Source organism: Robertmurraya dakarensis (genome assembly GCF_900156875.1).
GTDB lineage: Bacteria > Bacillota > Bacilli > Bacillales > Cytobacillaceae > Robertmurraya > Robertmurraya dakarensis.
The window spans coordinates 466,221-481,823 of record NZ_LT707409.1 but is presented as its reverse complement, the minus strand read 5'-3'; the positions used below and the strand labels follow the sequence as shown (position 1 = coordinate 481,823).

General features: G+C 39.7%; 12 protein-coding genes. All 12 read right to left on the bottom strand.

Annotated elements, in window-relative coordinates; translation table 11 throughout:
* Positions 1–309: 309 nt before the first annotated feature.
* The 12 genes from CZ487_RS26600 to CZ487_RS11420 all read right to left on the bottom strand — a co-directional run bounded on the left by CZ487_RS26600 (position 310) and on the right by CZ487_RS11420 (position 15,197).
* On the bottom strand, positions 310–465 hold the full coding sequence (locus CZ487_RS26600) for a hypothetical protein (RefSeq protein WP_154676027.1): 156 nt from the start codon (positions 463–465) through the stop codon (positions 310–312).
* Between the two features lie 1,697 nt (positions 466–2,162).
* The gene (locus CZ487_RS11470; protein WP_077212303.1) at positions 2,163–2,687 is read right to left on the bottom strand and encodes a DUF6141 family protein; all 525 of its coding nucleotides are present in this window, start codon (positions 2,685–2,687) and stop codon (positions 2,163–2,165) included.
* A gap of 420 nt (positions 2,688–3,107) precedes the next feature.
* A complete protein-coding gene (locus CZ487_RS11465; protein ID WP_077212302.1) occupies positions 3,108–4,298 on the bottom strand; it encodes a M20 metallopeptidase family protein in 1,191 nt (396 codons plus the stop codon).
* 261 nt (positions 4,299–4,559) lie between these two features.
* Positions 4,560–4,721 (bottom strand): transposase, encoded by a 162-nt coding sequence (locus CZ487_RS26315; RefSeq protein ID WP_139339560.1) that lies wholly within the window; start codon positions 4,719–4,721, stop codon positions 4,560–4,562.
* Positions 4,722–5,206: 485 nt separating this feature from the next.
* Positions 5,207–6,850, bottom strand: a complete 1,644-nt coding sequence (locus tag CZ487_RS11460) for a flavin-containing monooxygenase (protein WP_077212301.1) — start codon at positions 6,848–6,850, stop codon at positions 5,207–5,209.
* A gap of 1,086 nt (positions 6,851–7,936) precedes the next feature.
* Positions 7,937–9,091 carry a hypothetical protein gene (locus CZ487_RS11450; RefSeq protein WP_077212299.1) on the bottom strand — a complete coding sequence of 385 codons (1,155 nt, stop codon included), beginning with the start codon at positions 9,089–9,091 and terminating at the stop codon, positions 7,937–7,939.
* Between the two features lie 12 nt (positions 9,092–9,103).
* Positions 9,104–10,411, bottom strand: coding sequence for a F390 synthetase-related protein (locus tag CZ487_RS11445; protein ID WP_077212298.1), 1,308 nt, complete (start codon positions 10,409–10,411; stop codon positions 9,104–9,106).
* Positions 10,412–10,424: 13 nt separating this feature from the next.
* Positions 10,425–11,249 carry an SDR family oxidoreductase gene (locus tag CZ487_RS11440; RefSeq protein ID WP_077212297.1) on the bottom strand — a complete coding sequence of 275 codons (825 nt, stop codon included), beginning with the start codon at positions 11,247–11,249 and terminating at the stop codon, positions 10,425–10,427.
* Entirely contained in the window at positions 11,234–12,121 is an 888-nt protein-coding gene (locus CZ487_RS11435; RefSeq protein ID WP_077212296.1) for an MBL fold metallo-hydrolase, read from the bottom strand. The genes CZ487_RS11440 and CZ487_RS11435 overlap by 16 nt, the downstream gene beginning before the upstream one ends.
* Positions 12,090–13,082, bottom strand: coding sequence for an NAD-dependent epimerase/dehydratase family protein (locus CZ487_RS11430; RefSeq protein WP_077212295.1), 993 nt, complete (start codon positions 13,080–13,082; stop codon positions 12,090–12,092). The genes CZ487_RS11435 and CZ487_RS11430 overlap by 32 nt, the downstream gene beginning before the upstream one ends.
* A gap of 2 nt (positions 13,083–13,084) precedes the next feature.
* Positions 13,085–14,224 (bottom strand): ATP-grasp domain-containing protein, encoded by a 1,140-nt coding sequence (locus tag CZ487_RS11425; RefSeq protein WP_077212294.1) that lies wholly within the window; start codon positions 14,222–14,224, stop codon positions 13,085–13,087.
* Positions 14,214–15,197, bottom strand: coding sequence for a beta-ketoacyl-ACP synthase III (locus CZ487_RS11420; protein ID WP_077212293.1), 984 nt, complete (start codon positions 15,195–15,197; stop codon positions 14,214–14,216). Before CZ487_RS11420 ends, CZ487_RS11425 begins: the two co-directional genes overlap by 11 nt.
* Positions 15,198–15,603: the final 406 nt, after the last annotated feature.

The following is a 15,603-nucleotide window of genomic DNA, read 5'->3' as shown; positions in this document are numbered from 1 at the left end:
AAAAAAAAAAAAAAAACCCGCCATAAAAGCGGTTTCATTACACTACTTGCATGAAACCGTTTTATGGCGGGCTGATATCAAAGCATTATAGAATACTAGAAATCCTTCCCCCATATAAAAAATAAAAGAACAGGATAAAGATGCAGCACTAGGATACATTTTATCAATGAACTTGTATTTTTTTATGCCATAGAACACCTTACCACAATTCCTTCAGTTTGTGAATATTTTGTGACGTTTTTTATTTTGATGAGATTTTAGGTGAATCTTTTGCAATCTTTGTTATTGCTTTGAGAGGATGAAGACCGGTTAGGTTTTGGCTGGATCTTTTCCGGTTTTCATCACATATGTGAAGACAATTTCCTTTGACCTCTGTACCATTTCTCGGTCTTCATCCCATTCATGATGACCGGTTTCTGGTTCCGCTGAGCCTGTTCCGGTTCTCATCCCTTCTATGAAGACCACTCAATCTCCTCCTAAACTAGTAATTGGTCTTCATCTCCTTCATGAAGACCGGTTCCTCTTTTCCCTGGGCCTTTTGCGGTTCTCATTCCTATTATGAAGACCACTCAATCTCCTCCTAAACTAGTAATTGGTCTTCATCTCCTTTATGAAGACCGTTTCCTCCTATCGCCGGTCCTGTTTCGGTTCTCATCTCCCTTATGAAGACCGGTTCTTGTTTTCCCTGGGCCTCTTCCGGTTCTCATCCCTTCTATGAAGACCGGTTTCTGGTTCCGCAGGGCCTTTTGCGGTTCTCATCCCTTTTATGAAGACCACTCAATCTCCTCCTAAACTAGTAATTGGTCTTCATCTCCTTCATGAAGACCGTTTCCTCCTACCACTGTTCCTGTTTCGGTTTTCATCTCCCTTATGAAGACCGATTCTTATTTTCCCTGTACCTCTTCCGGTTCTCATCCCTTCTATGAAGACCGATTGCTCTCCTCCTAAACTAGTAATTGGTCTTCATCTCCTTTATGAAGACCGGTTCCTCCTATCGCCGGTCCTGTTTCTGTTCTCATCTCCCTTATGAAGACCGGTTCTTGTTTTCCCTGGGCCTCTTCCGGTTCTCATCCCTTCTATGAAGACCGGTTTCTGGTTCCGTAGGGCCTTTTGCGGTTCTCATCCCTTTTATGAAGACCACTCAATCTCCTCCTAAACTAGTAATTGGTCTTCATCTCCTTTATAAAGACCGTTTCCTCCTATCACTCAGCCTGTTTTGGTTCTCATCTCCTTGATGAAGACCGCTTGACATTCAGAAAATACGATACAGGGGAAAAATCGATGTAGTATGGGATTACGGTGCTCATTTAGAAAATTACTTAACCTTACGACTTTTTCTACAACCCTTAATCGAGAACAGCTTGTATCACGGCACTAAGGTGTTAGACAAAAAATGCTTTATAAAAATTAAAATTAAAGAGAATCGCAGTCATCTACTTATTTCTATTATTGATAACGGAGCGTGCATCGAGGCTGAAAGATTGATTAAGCAAGATCTTGAAAAAGATTTTGTTTCGTTTGCTCATATTGGTCTTTATAATACTCATAAACGATTACAATTAACATTCGGAAAAGAATACGGCCTAAACATCAGGAGCAAGCTGGATGGGGAACGATCGTATCTCAATCTATATTCCAAAAATTTGCAAACAACTTTCTGTAAACTCTTTACCAGTTATTAGCTCATCATGTTACCATTTAACTTTTAAAAGAGAAAAGGATTAAAAATTTTTTTAAGAAGCATTCTATAATTTGTGTAATGACTTTATTAAAACTATATTAAACCGAGGTGGATTAATAATGCGCAATGAAAACACAGACTCACCAAATACAATTAAATATAGTATATGGAATACACGAACTACGAACAAAGACCTGTTATCACAGATAAATTCGCTAAATCAATTGACAAACCTCTCATTGAATCAATAACAATAGACAATCGAGACTAACTAGTTAAAAAGCAACTTAATGTTGCTTTCTTTAATGATAATATCCTTTTGATCTATAGTTGTTATTTTCCTAAAGTAAAGCTACTCGTTAATGGAACATCTCACAAATAGTCTTCCAATGAGATAATTTTACTCTGGCGCTTCCAACAATCTGTCGCTTAAATGAAATAGGCGCGATCAATTTTTATAATCGCGCCAAATGATGGAACATTACCATCTCACCTGAGTCTCTTGAGCCGAATCCAGAGCCTGTACCAACCCATCCGGATTTTGAGATCCTATCACCACAGTATTGTCTGTTAATTGTAATTCGATTCCTTGATTTCCACTCATATTATAGGCAGTTTCTCCTTTTAGATTAAAACGTATGCCCCAACCTGCAAACCTTCCAAGTGGATGGTAGGTAATGACCTTATAATTAACCATATCCTCAAATAAAAATGACTTATAACGAACATGAAACGGTACATAACGGATATAAAGACCATCCTTACGCACCTCAGTAATTAACTTCATAAACCCTAACAGACAAAGTGGGAATACAATCCCGAAAAACAGCCAGAGAATCACCATAATTACATCAGGAGCCGGATTATCACCAACTGGAATGCCAAAGATGACTTGTTTTATGAAGCTAAACCACATGAATGCAGCAATCATTAAAATTAACACCCATACCCAAATTTGGCGAGGGCGCTGAACTTCACGAAAAATGACGTGTTCTTGTCTTTCCATTAAAGACTATCGCTCCCTTTACGGTTTATTTTTCTGTTCAATTTTAACATACGTTGTTCAACAATTTGGCGCTTAATAGAACAATGTTATGTGCCAGTTTTTAAATCCACTTTCTCTTTAGAATTTCAGGTTTTTACTATAAATAAAAACCCCTTAGATCCCATATATTAGGAGAGATTTGCAAGCCCGAAATAAAATTAAGCGCAGCTGACGGTACGCATCACAAATAACCGTATATCGTGATTATTTGATCAGATTTACGGTTATTTATTATATCTGCCACAGGTTAATTGCATAGTTTTTGACCAAGGCATTTAATGATTAAAAATTTATGGATTCTGATAGATATCTAGATTTGTAAAATTCCGTTATTAGCTTCACAAGATAGGGATAGAAATCCAAACCATTAGCTATTGCCGTTTACTCTTTGCTATTAATATAGCTTAAAGCGGTTTTAACATAGAATTTAACTCCTAATTCCAACGCTTCTTCTCTAATCATAAATTTTGGATGATGATGAGGATAATTTTCTTCTCGATTTTCACTTCCTGCACCTAAGAACACAAAACATCCTGGTACCTCATTTGAAAAGGCAGAAAAATCTTCACTTCCCATTAATGGTTCTCCACGCTTGCAATGTTCTTCTCCGAATTCTTGGATGAGTGTTTGCTCCACCACCGAGGTAACTTTCTCATCATTAATAACGGCACTATAACCATATTGATAATCGATTTTATAGGAGCATTCATTAGCCTCTGTTAATCCTTTTACATATTGCTCAATCCATTTTGGAATTTGTTTACGAAGTTTAGGGTCAAAGGTGCGAACAGATCCTCCAAAACTTACCGAATCAGGTATGATATTATGGGCATCACTACCTTGAATTTTGGTAATAGAAATAACTGCGCGCTGTGCTGGATTTACTTTTCTTGAAATAAACTGATTTATTCCATTAATCGCCTGTACCGCGATCGCAACCGGATCGATCGTATCTTGTGGTCTAGAGGCATGTCCGCCCTTGCCTTCTATGATGACATCAAATGAATCCCACGCGGCCATTGCTGAACCGTAAATAATATTAAATCGACCTATAGGTGCCTGAGAAGAAAGATGAAGACCTATAACGGTGTCGGCGCCTTCCGTAACCCCCGCCTTAACCATTTCCTGAGCTCCGCCTGGAATCAATTCCTCAGCATGTTGAAAGAATAGACGAACCTCCCCTTTAATTTGGTCTTTTAGTGTAGATAATACTTTGGCAGCTCCTAACAGCATCGCTGTGTGACCATCATGTCCACAAGCATGCATAACACCACTCTTCTTAGAAGAAAATGGAAGCCCTGTTTCTTCTTGAATAGGTAATGCATCCATATCTGCCCTTAAAGCTACGACTTTTCCTGGCTGCGAACCAATTAAACGAGCCATAACACTAGTCTTGGTAGGACGTGACAATTCATATGCACCAAAAGACTCAAGAATTTCATAGACAAATTTGGAAGTCTCTATTTCTTGAAAAGATAATTCTGGATTTTCATGAAGGTGTCGACGCCAAGTAATAACCTCAGAATTTATATCCTTTACCAATTGTTCCAAATTAACAACATTTTCTACCATGAATACTCCTCCTTATTTTTACCAGATATTCTACTAATAAGTGTATTTTGGAAATGATCACTAAGCAACTAAAATCTCTAAATTTTCAAAATATGACAAGTATTGGGGAAATTACCAAGAAAGAGACCTTTAATATGGCTATAAAAGATAATGGAAGGGTGTAATCTGCAAATCGGTTTTAGTCTTGTTTTCCACCTCCATCTTCCGCTGGCTGCGTGGCTTGTACTATCATTTCATTAGCCTCTTGTTTAACAAGAGATGTCAAATATTAGATAGAAACATAGACGCATAAAAATCCTGTTCAACTGAAACTGGAGTATCTCCAGTAAACTTCTGAATCTGAAGTTTGCTCTTTAACTCATCGTATTTAGTCTCAATTCCCCAGCGCTTAAAATAAAGAGATTTAAATGATTGTATATCCATTGCTCGTCCATTAGGTTAATGATTAAAACTTCCTCATCACCTAAATCCAACTTATTTAAACATTTCGAAGTATTGATCCAACTCAAATAGTGGACTCTTCCCCCCGAAGTTCAACATAAATTTAGCTTGTTGTTTCCTAGGCAAGTAAAATAAGTTGATCTCACTCGTGAACCGCACATAAAAATAAGGTCATCTAGTAGGGATTAAATAACCTCTATAGCTTCCGAAAATTTCCTTTTTTTCATAAAAAATCACCACTTCTCGAAAGGAATACCAAAAACTGGTATTCAAATCGACTATTGTGGTGATTCTGAAAAGACAATAGGTTTTCTTTGTTTTCTCTAACTATTTTTTGACAATGTTAATAATTTCCACTTTGTGTAATTTAAAGTTAATGACATTGCTCCTGACACCCTTACTTGTTCAGGTGTAAGAAGAAGTGTTGGGGCTGCTCCCATTTTATCCAATAGTCTAGAACATTTAAGTCAGGACATCTCCTCCCTAATGGTCATTGTCGGTTTGCTTCCTGTTAATGTAAAACCCCTATAACCATTTTCCGCTATATCATCAAACTGTTTTCTGTATGTCAAGACATCACCCAAATACGTAAGCACCCTTTTTGGCATACCGTCAATATTTGCACCGTTATACCAACTGTCCACTTTCATAAAAATGGTCCCTTCGGCGACACTGTTAATATGATTCATCCACTTTGCTTCTGCAGTATCAGTCGTTTCCACTACATCAATATCATTCGTTCGGCAGTATTCAATCAAATCCATAACCCATTCCGAATTAATTTCTATAATTTTAGGGATATTTGCGAAAACAGGACTTTGCGGCCCCCAAACGGAAAACATATTTGGAAATCCAACATTCGTTATGCCAAGACAAGTACTAACGTTCAAACCATCTTGCCATTTTTCTCTAAGTGAAAGTCCATTCCTTCCTATGACATCAAGCTTCATTATAGGGGCTGCCATAGCATCGTACCCGGTAGCAAAGATAATGGCATCCACCTGATAAAAATTATCCGATGTACGAATGCCATTCTCAGTCAATTCAACGATTGGAGTTTCTTTTATACTGACCAAATCTACATGATCTCTATTAAATGTTTCATAATAGTTGGTACCTAGAATTAAACGCTTCCCCCAAATAGGGATAGTTGGACATAGCATTTCAGCAGTCTTAGGATTTGTTACTGTTTCTCGAATTACATTTCGGACAAATTCGGAAGCATATTCATTTGATTGATCATTCGTCGTTGTATCATAATATACTCCTCCTAGTGCCCATCCGCCCATTTCCCAAGCTTTTTTGTAATTTTCATAACGCTCTTCCGGGGTGTCTTCAAGTGCTGATCTCAAAACCCTGCTTTCTACTGGAAATCCTGCGGGAGATTCATTCATCTGTCTCTGAAGTCCATCGAAGTTTTCCTTCAAATCCTCTACAAATCCAGGAGGATATTTTCCATTTCTTGCTGGCAGGACATAGGAAGGAGTTCGTTGAAAAACGGTTAGCTTCTCAGCTTCTTCGGCGACGACCGGTATGGTCTGGACGGCACTGGATCCCGTTCCAATCACAGCAACTTTTTTACCCTTGAAACTGACAGGTTCATGAGGCCAGTGGCCTGTATGGTACGTCTCTCCTTTAAAATTTTCCATCCCTGGAATACTTGGTGTATTTGCTGCAGAAAGACTGCCGACAGCAGTGATGAAATACTTTGCACAAACCTCATTTCCATCGCTTGTTTTTATGTTCCATACGTTTTCTTGTTCGTTATAAACAGCAGAAGTTACCTTTGTATTTAATTGAATCCCATCACGCACTTTCAAACTGTCTGCTACGTAGTTTAAATACTGCAAAATTTCCTCCTGATAAGGCAATTTTGACGACCACGTCCAATTTTTATACAATTTCTCCGAAAAGGTGAAACTATAGTAAACACTTGGTACATCACAACAAGCTCCAGGATACCGATTCCAATACCACGTTCCTCCAACGCTTCCGCCTGCTTCAAATACCTTGGCAGTAAATCCTTTCTCACGAAGCATATGAAGCATGTACATACCTGAAAATCCAGCGCCAACAATGACAGCATCCAATTGCTTTATTTGATTACCCATTCCAGTTTCCTCCCTCAATGTATACTAATGTATCAATCTATCGTTGGATTTTTAACGGTTTTCATGATCTAATTTGCTGATTGCTTGAGATACCAAACTGCATACAGCGTATGTAACAGAAATACTTCTTAATACAATACCCCTTTAAGTATTCTATTTTTCCATAATTACTAAAGGCTTTCTATCATATTACCTCTTTCTTTTATGTAATACAACAAAGTATTTATAATATTCAAAATATTTTGTATATTATTTATCGGTTTTTGGTGTTTCAGGAGGAGGTGTTAATGCATTAGCTGTTTCGCATTGCTTACCTCCTAAAGTTAAGTTATAAATTCTTGTTTCAACAATGTCAAAACTTAAACAATCAACTGTTGCCTTTTCCAAACGTTTTATGAATGTCCACTCACTTACTTTCTTAATAGTATAAGAGAGATTGTTGTTTCCCATACCTTTTATAAAAGACCTTTACCTGCTTGCGCTTGGCCTCTTTCGGTTCTCATTCCTCTTATGAAGACCATTTCCTGCTTCTGCTTGACCTCTTTCGGTTCTTATCCCTCTTATGAAGACCATTTCCTGGTTCTGCTGGCCCTCTTTCGGTTCTCATCCCTTGTATGAAGACCGTTCCCCGTTTTCGCTGGGCCTCTTTCGGTTCTCATCCCTCTTATGAAGACCATAGCCTGTTTCCGCTGGGCCTCTTTCGGTTCTCATCCCTCTTATGAAGACCATAGCCTTCTTCCGCTGGGCCTCTTTCGGTTCTCATTCCTCTTATGAAGACCATTTCCTGCTTCTGCTGGACCTCTTTCGGTTCTCATCCCTCTTATGAAGACCATAGCCTTCTTCCGCTGGGCCTCTTTCGGTTCTCATTCCTCTTATGAAGACCGTTCACCGTTCTCGCTGGACCTCTTTCGGTTCTCATCCCTTGTATGAAGACCGTTCCCCGTTCTCGCTGGACCTCTTTCGGTTCTCATCCCTTAAATGAAAACCGCTCGTTTTCCTCCTAAACTAGGAATCTGTCTTCATTACCTTTATGAAGTCCGTTTTTCTCTTACTGAACTCCCTAAAACGACCTCAGCCTCGGGCCCTTTATAGTCTCTTCTTCTCAATTATTTTCACCGCAAATCGATTCAAAAGCGAAGAAAGGGTACGCCAGAAAAATCTCTTCTTAAAAGCAAGATGCTCCACAAAAATTGCCGTATACTCTGGATAGCCTGTAGCGCCGCGGTCATATTTGAACCTGCCGACTCCTGCACTTTGATGGTACATACGCTGGTGAACAATCGATTCATTCACAGCAAGGTAACGCAGCATTCGGTATAAGCCGATTTCTATCGGCAGTGCTGTATTATACCCCAGCACTGGATTGGCCATTTTATCCTGATAAATCATCGACCCAAATACTCCCTCTAGCTTCCCCTTATACCTGATTCCTACATAGGTTAGCGATTTACTTCGATGGGTATGAAAGATATAATCCTGACTAAACTGCGGGTTGTTATAGGAGTATTTTTCTAAATACAACATATCATATAAGTCCTTCGCTCTTTCTAGATCCTCTTTTGAAAAATCTTCATGATGAATGACTTCAACATCCTCCTGATTCAAAAGCTTCCGATCTCGACCCAGCGTATTTCGCGTCTTCTTTGTTGCTTTCTCAAGTAAATCAGGTCCTGAAATATACACATATCTGCTTGGGAGCAATTGGAAACCAAGATGAACAAAATGCCGTTTCATTTCTTCATACAAACCATCATTAACGGAACGAAACCCAATCAAATGATTTGGATATTTTTTCACGAGTGCTTCTTTTATTTTCCTGATTTGTTCCTTACTAGCCTGTGAAAATAAATTCGTGGAAATCAGCCAATTGTTTACATATACGACCCGATTCATCTCAATCTTTTTCGAAAAAATACCGATGCCACTAACAACCATGCCAAGGATTTTTTCAAGAGGAGGATTTTGCAGCATCCTCAGTTCTTCTTTTGTATAAGTAATATAATGATTGTACGGAGAGCACACGTAAGAATTCTCATATTCTTCTTGATTGATGGTGTACGGCAGTAAAAGATGATCAAGGGCCACAAAGCGAATGTCCGTTATAACATTCGCAACAAAATGCCGCGTCCCCTTCACCAACGGAGAAAAGTAGTTTCGAAGCAATTCTCCTTCATCATATTTCTTCCAATCAATCTCCTCAAAGCTTTCCTTATCATAAAATAAAACTTCCGACTCTTTCATTGGGTTCTCCCCCTACTTGTCTACCTTTCTTTCAATTCGTTTTAACTTTTGCAGTTTCTGATTTGGTGTATAGGGAGTAAAACGAATGTCAGGCACCTCTAATTCTATTCTCAAAAAGAAGTCTTCTAAATTCTTTCTCACGATTTCCTCAATCCCATCACCCTCCGCAGCTAACTGCACCTCCAAAACACGGTCAGCAGCCTGAATGACTTTATACTCCCTGATAGACGCTGAAGCGGTGATCACACTACGACGGATAAAATCAGGAAAAACTGGGACAACCACATCATTTTTATTTTTAAAATAAAAGATATCGTCACATCTGCCTTCAATTTGCGCAATGGCTGTCATAGGAGAACCGCAGGAACAGCCGCCTTTCTTCAGTGTTAAAATATCATTCAATTTATAACGAATGATGGGCTGAGTTTTTCGCGTGAAATCTGTGATAATTGGTGAAAATCTGTCCTCATCCAAAAATTCCTTCTCAATAATCACGATATCTTCATTTAAATGCAGGGTTCCGCGTGAGCATGTCGCTGCCAAAAAGCCTTCTGTGCACTGATAAACCTGGTGTACCCGGTGCCCGAACGCTGCTTCAATCATGGTTTCGTCCAACGGATCTAATACTTCCGCCATCGTAATGATCTTTTTTGGAGAAATCCGCAGAATCCCTTCCGCTTTTTTCTCGGCGAGCATTCTCATCATCGAAGGGGGGGCTGCTAAAATGGTAGGGTTAGAGTCATTTAATCTTTTGACATGAACATCCAGGTCATCCAGCAAATCAAAAAATGCAAAGGATATTCGGTTCGACGTTACCGATCCATAAAGATTGCTATTGGCTCGAAGGAAAAAGGCAATCCTTTCTTTTGACTTCAACCCATCCGGAAGAAGCTTCGCCAATATCGTACCGGCCCACATATTTCTTTCTTCTTCTGATACTAAAAACAAGCCCCTGTTTCCCGATGTCCCGGAAGAAAGCCCAACCGTAATGCTCCCAATCATCGGACTAAAATCTCGAGTATCTTCCGCTTTTAAAGCGATCTCAAACGCTTCAGTTTTATGAATGTTCACGGTGTTCAGCTCATCAAAATGCTCCATCATCACCTCTTTATCCATCACTGGAAGCTTAGGCAGATCTTTTATGCTTAAAGATTCCACACCCTCTAGCACTCTTTGGAAATAAGGTGAACGCTTTTTTATGTACTTCAACTGTTGATTCAACTTCTTTTCCTGCCAAACCTCAAGCTTTTCTCTAGAAGTCCATCCTGCCATTCTTTTTGTCTTAAAATAAGCAGACAATATCTGTAAAAGTCGTTTCATCTCACTTCCTCTTTCATGTCAGTTTTTTCATCACAACAAATTCAATTACTCCCCACGGCATGATTCTTTTGAGAATGGAAAGGCTTTTTGCTCCTTTCCCAATCGGGTAACGAAATCGTGGTCTGTCCATCTTGCATATTTTCACGACTAATTTCGCCACTTCCACTGGATCAGAACCATGTTCTTCCGCATTTTTTGCGTATTTATATACCTGTTTTTTATAGCTAGAGTCAGTTTCTTCTATCTTTATATTTTCCAATCCTTTTTCCCATATTTTCGTTTGATAGGAAGCGGGCTCAACGAGAGAGACATGGATATTCCTTGGAAGCAATTCCAAACGCAAGCTTTCACTCATCCCCTCCAGCGCAAATTTGGATGAACAGTACGGACTCATGCCGGGAAATCCAAAATATCCGCTGACAGAGCTGATATTAATAATATGAGCATGTCCTGCTGATTCAAGAATAGGAAGGAAGGTTTTGATGACAGAAAAGGTTCCAGTAACATTCGTCCCAAGCTGAGTTTCCCACTCCTCCAAAGTCAAATCCTCGATAAATCCACCTTGGCAATACCCTGCATTATTTATGAGAATATCCAATTTTCCAAACTTCTCTTCAACGATACCCTTCGCCTTCTCAATTTCCGCAATTTTTGTCACGTCCATCTGTAAAACGGTTAGCCTTTCAGAAAGTCCGAGATGTTCGACTTGTGCAGCCAAGTCTTTCCCGTTCTCGATGTTTCTCATCGTCGCAATCACATGAAATCCTGATTCTATCAGTTCTATACAAGTCAGCCTTCCAAATCCGCCGTTTGCTCCCGTAACTAACACAATTTGCATCTTGACTCCCCCTTGTACTCACGGCAATGTGATGGAATCATGGCAACATGTGGATGCTTTTTATAAAAATGATGTAACTGCGTTAAGGTTGTACGGAATACCTCATAATCATGAATAATCAGCTTCGTAATCTTTGAAGGCATCTCCAGATTCCTTACAGCAGAGCTATCCCAAGCCGCATCCGCTACTAAGAAAATCACTTTATCATTTTGTTTAAATAGTAATCCCATTTGACCATGCGCATGTCCAGATAAATCGACTGAGAAAATGGAGCCGTCTCCGAATACATCGTAAATAGGTGAATTCAATATTTCTAGGGAAGCCGCTTCCGGAAACAAGTCTTCTTGACTAGCAATTTTGCCATCCTCTAAAAATAGTACTCTCTCAGCAAAATCTTCTGGAAGTAAATCTGGTAAAAATCCTTTTAATAACGCTGCAATCCCCTTCTTGTCTTGAACATCTCCATAAGCCTTTCTAGAACAAATAAACTTTGCATTTGGAAAATCCAGCAGACCAGAAATATGATCGGCATGAAAATGGGTAATAAAGATATATTTAACGTCAGAAGAATGGATCCCTAATGCTGCCAATTGTTCAACCGCACTGTCCCCAGGCTTGAACTGAATCGGCGTAATCTTGGCATACAAGGAATAAGGAAAACTTTTCGCAGCATCGTGGAAATGATCGGAATAACCGGTGTCCACCAAGATATATCCTTCCTTGTGATGATGGATCAAACTAAAATGCGCAGGAAACTGAATCGACTTTAAAGGCTTCGTCGTATTGGTGAATTTTTCAACTTGTCCACAAGAGCCTGCAGTCATAAGCCTCCATGATAATTCAACTCTGCTGCTGCTTCCACCACTTGGCATACAACTCAATCCCCTCATTCACAATGATTTTTGGCTCGTAACCCAATTCTTTCTTCGCTTTTTCTATATTTAATGTTTGTGTTTTCGATATCACGCTGACTGTGTACTTCGTTAACAGCGGCTCTTTGTTATTTTGAAAGGTCCGCGAGACCCATTCCAAGAGCTCAGCTAAACGAAAAGCCACCCCATAGGGTACCTTTTTATAACGTAACGGCATGTCCAGTGTCTGAAAAAGCGTCTCTAATATTTCCTTTAACTTAACCTGCTCTCCATTTGAGATATTGTATTTTTCACCTATTGTTTCTTCTGGTGAATTCATGCACAGCAGGAGTGCATCGACGACGTTCTCTACATACGTCAAGTCAAGTCGGGCCTTTCCCTCATGAATGAGCGGGATAAACTTTTCTTCATTAACTTTGATCAATCGCGGAATAATCGCTGTATCCCCCGGTCCGAATATCGCCCTCGGACGTATCGTAATTACAGGAAGGCCCTCATGGTAGGCTTTATCGATTTCTTTTTCAGCTAAATATTTTGTCTCGGCATAGTGATTGGCAAAGTGTTCAGGTAATGGGTCATCTTCTTTTACATCTATACGATCATCGTATTGAAAATAGATGCTCGGGGTAGATACATGAATTAATCTTTTGACCCCATGAATTTTGCACCCTTGTATGACATGCATTGTTCCTAGTACGTTCGATTTGTAAAATTGTTCATATTCCCCCCACGGGGATGAAAATGCTCCACAATGGAAAACGTAATCGATCTTTTCACAGGCTGCTATAACAGCTGCCTCATCTGACAGATCAATTTTTAGAAAAGTGATTCCAGCCTGTTCTAATCTCTTTCCAACAATTTCATTTCTCCCCATCGCAAAAACTTCATGTCCGCTGCCCAGCAGACGATGCGCTAATTTTTGCCCAACGAAGCCGGTTGCGCCTGTAACTAGCATCCTCATTATCAATCACCGTCCCAAGAAATATCATAAGTTGTGGCTTCTAAAAGGCTGATCTGATTCCTGCGGCTAAGCTCCCATATTTTAAGATAAGAATACCATTGATAAAGGAATGGTCCGATATCCTTCGTATTAAACACAACATCTCTTGACCTCCCAAACGCCTGGAAAAATCGTTTCACTCCTGCTAGTTTGATATTTTGGTAACCGTATAACACAAGAGCCGCCTTCAACGAAACAGGGTGGTCACTATTTGGTCTAACGCTTTTATTTTCAAAAAAAACAGCTGGCAAGTTTGTATTCCGGAAAAGATGAACCCCGCTCGTTAAGCGAGGATTGCATTCAATCGCAAATACTTCACCCTTTTCATCCTGTATAAAATCAAAAGCAATTTGCCCATGAAATTCCATTTCCCGTACAAAAACTTCTACCCACTCTGCAATTTTTTCATGCTCATAATGTTGAAAATAAATACTGGCTCCATCACCGGCGCGAATTTCACTTTTATAAGTCGTATGAGCCAGCAGCTTGCCTCGATTCGCCACACTATAGGAACAATAGTGTGATCCTTCAATGAACTCCTGCAGCACCCAATGCTTTTTTTCACTGACATCAATCTGCAGGTCACGTTCTTCTGGTAATCTATGTACTGTACTCGAAAACCTGCTGAATACAGGCTTCGCGATGAGACTTCGCTTGTTTCCCTGCGTTTCTTTCTTCCATTCTTCCAAGCTTGTGATTAACGTAGTACCAGGTACCTGCATTCCGAACGACTCTGCTAATTTTATAAAATCGAACTTATGGTGCAAGGTAATCATTTTTTCGAATGTATCAACAAATACCTCACAATATTTTCTAATTTCATCCTGGAACCTGGCAATATAAAAGATTTCTTCACAAGTTGGGACAAGCAAATCAATTTGCTCGTCCACAATGATTTTTATCAGATCTTCAATGAACTTTTCGCTTTCTTGCTTGGGCTTCCGCGTCAGATGAAATTTCTCTACGGCCGTGCTTTTCTTCGCCAAAGCATATGGAAAGCTGTCCGCAATATGCACGCTATAGCCATTCATGAAAAAAAGGCGTGCCAACTCTAAAGTGCTGGGTGCACGGCCTCCTGTTAACAGTACCTTTTTAGTATTCAAGCAGTAGTCCTCCCAAAGAAAGCCCCGCAGACGTTCCAAGCAGCATCACTTTATTGCCTCTCTTGATTTTTCCCATTTTAATAGCATCACATAAAGCGAGAGGAATCGAAGCCGCAATGGTATTGCCGTAATGCTCAATCACATTGATAAATTTCTCGTCACTAATATCTAATTTTGACCTCATCAGTCTCATCGCCATCCCGCTTGCTTGATGAGGAACCAATGCGTCTAGTTCACTCTTCGCTATTCCTGCACCCTCGAGGAGTTGGTCGACAAACGGAACAATTACTCTTGAACTCATGCGAAACACTTCTTTTCCGTTCATATCAAAAAGAAAGTCTTCTTCCACATCATGATGGTTCGGGTGATATTTCGTCCCTCCACCTCTAATTTCAGTCAAATGAGCTCCTTTGCTGTAGGTTTCCATTCTCGAGGAAAGGATTCCAGAAGTTTGACCTTCTTTTCCTTGCTCAATAATACAAGCAGCGGCAGCATCCCCAAAAAGAACAAAACTTTCTTTTTGCTTTGGATTAATGCCGATCGAGGCAATTTCGGTCGAAACCAACAGCACTCTTTTATAGGTACCCGCATGAACCAGACTGGAAATAACATCTAATCCCGTAACAAAGCTGAGACAGGTGGAATTAATATCAAAAGCTGGAATTGGTTTATTCGGCTGCAATTTTTCATGAATAAGCGATGCACTGCACGGAATCGGCTGCTCCATCGTACCACTCGTGGATACAAGACAATCAATATCCTCTAACGAAAGATTGGCTTCTGTCAAAGCCGCTAACGCCGCTTTTGCTCCCATTTCTGACGCCGTTTCCCCATTCGCATAATGTCTATATTTAACACCTGATTTTTTTTCAGACCAACCAGACTTCAAATCAAGTAATCTATCAATCTCTTCTGACGTTACGATTTTCTCGGGCAAATATTTCCCCATACCCACTATTCTAATATTTCTCATGTTTCTTCCCCTTTTACAAAATGATCCGACTTCTGCACCTAAGTCTTATCAAAAAAACTCTATTGTTCCATTATATGCCATCTAAGTTTGGACCTCTATAGTTTTTTAGTATGGTCACTGCGACGACCCGAAAAATCTTGTTTCACGATTGTTCCACAGACATCTAAATTATTATTCATTTTATAAGATTATGGATGAAGACCGTTCTCTGCTAACGCTAGGCCTCTTCGGTTCTCATCTCCTTTATGAAGACCGTTGACCATTTTTGCTGGAGCTCTTTCGGTTCTCATCTCCTTTATGAAGACCGTTAACCACTTTTGCTGGAGCTCTTTCGGTTCTCATCTCCTTTATGAAGACCGTTAACCACTTTTGCTGGAGCTTTTTCGGTTCTCATCTCCTTTATGAA

Excerpts from the sequence above, each read along its gene's own strand:
- CZ487_RS11470 (WP_077212303.1), bottom strand. The coding sequence starts at position 2,687 with ATGGAAAGACAAGAACACGTCATTTTTCGTGAAGTTCAGCGCCCTCGC.
- CZ487_RS11465 (WP_077212302.1), bottom strand. The coding sequence starts at position 4,298 with ATGGTAGAAAATGTTGTTAATTTGGAACAATTGGTAAAGGATATAAAT.
- CZ487_RS26315 (WP_139339560.1), bottom strand. The coding sequence starts at position 4,721 with ATGGATATACAATCATTTAAATCTCTTTATTTTAAGCGCTGGGGAATT.
- CZ487_RS11460 (WP_077212301.1), bottom strand. The coding sequence starts at position 6,850 with ATGGGTAATCAAATAAAGCAATTGGATGCTGTCATTGTTGGCGCTGGA.
- CZ487_RS11450 (WP_077212299.1), bottom strand. The coding sequence starts at position 9,091 with ATGAAAGAGTCGGAAGTTTTATTTTATGATAAGGAAAGCTTTGAGGAG.
- CZ487_RS11445 (WP_077212298.1), bottom strand. The coding sequence starts at position 10,411 with ATGAAACGACTTTTACAGATATTGTCTGCTTATTTTAAGACAAAAAGA.
- CZ487_RS11440 (WP_077212297.1), bottom strand. The coding sequence starts at position 11,249 with ATGCAAATTGTGTTAGTTACGGGAGCAAACGGCGGATTTGGAAGGCTG.
- CZ487_RS11435 (WP_077212296.1), bottom strand. The coding sequence starts at position 12,121 with ATGCCAAGTGGTGGAAGCAGCAGCAGAGTTGAATTATCATGGAGGCTT.
- CZ487_RS11430 (WP_077212295.1), bottom strand. The coding sequence starts at position 13,082 with ATGAGGATGCTAGTTACAGGCGCAACCGGCTTCGTTGGGCAAAAATTA.
- CZ487_RS11420 (WP_077212293.1), bottom strand. The coding sequence starts at position 15,197 with ATGAGAAATATTAGAATAGTGGGTATGGGGAAATATTTGCCCGAGAAA.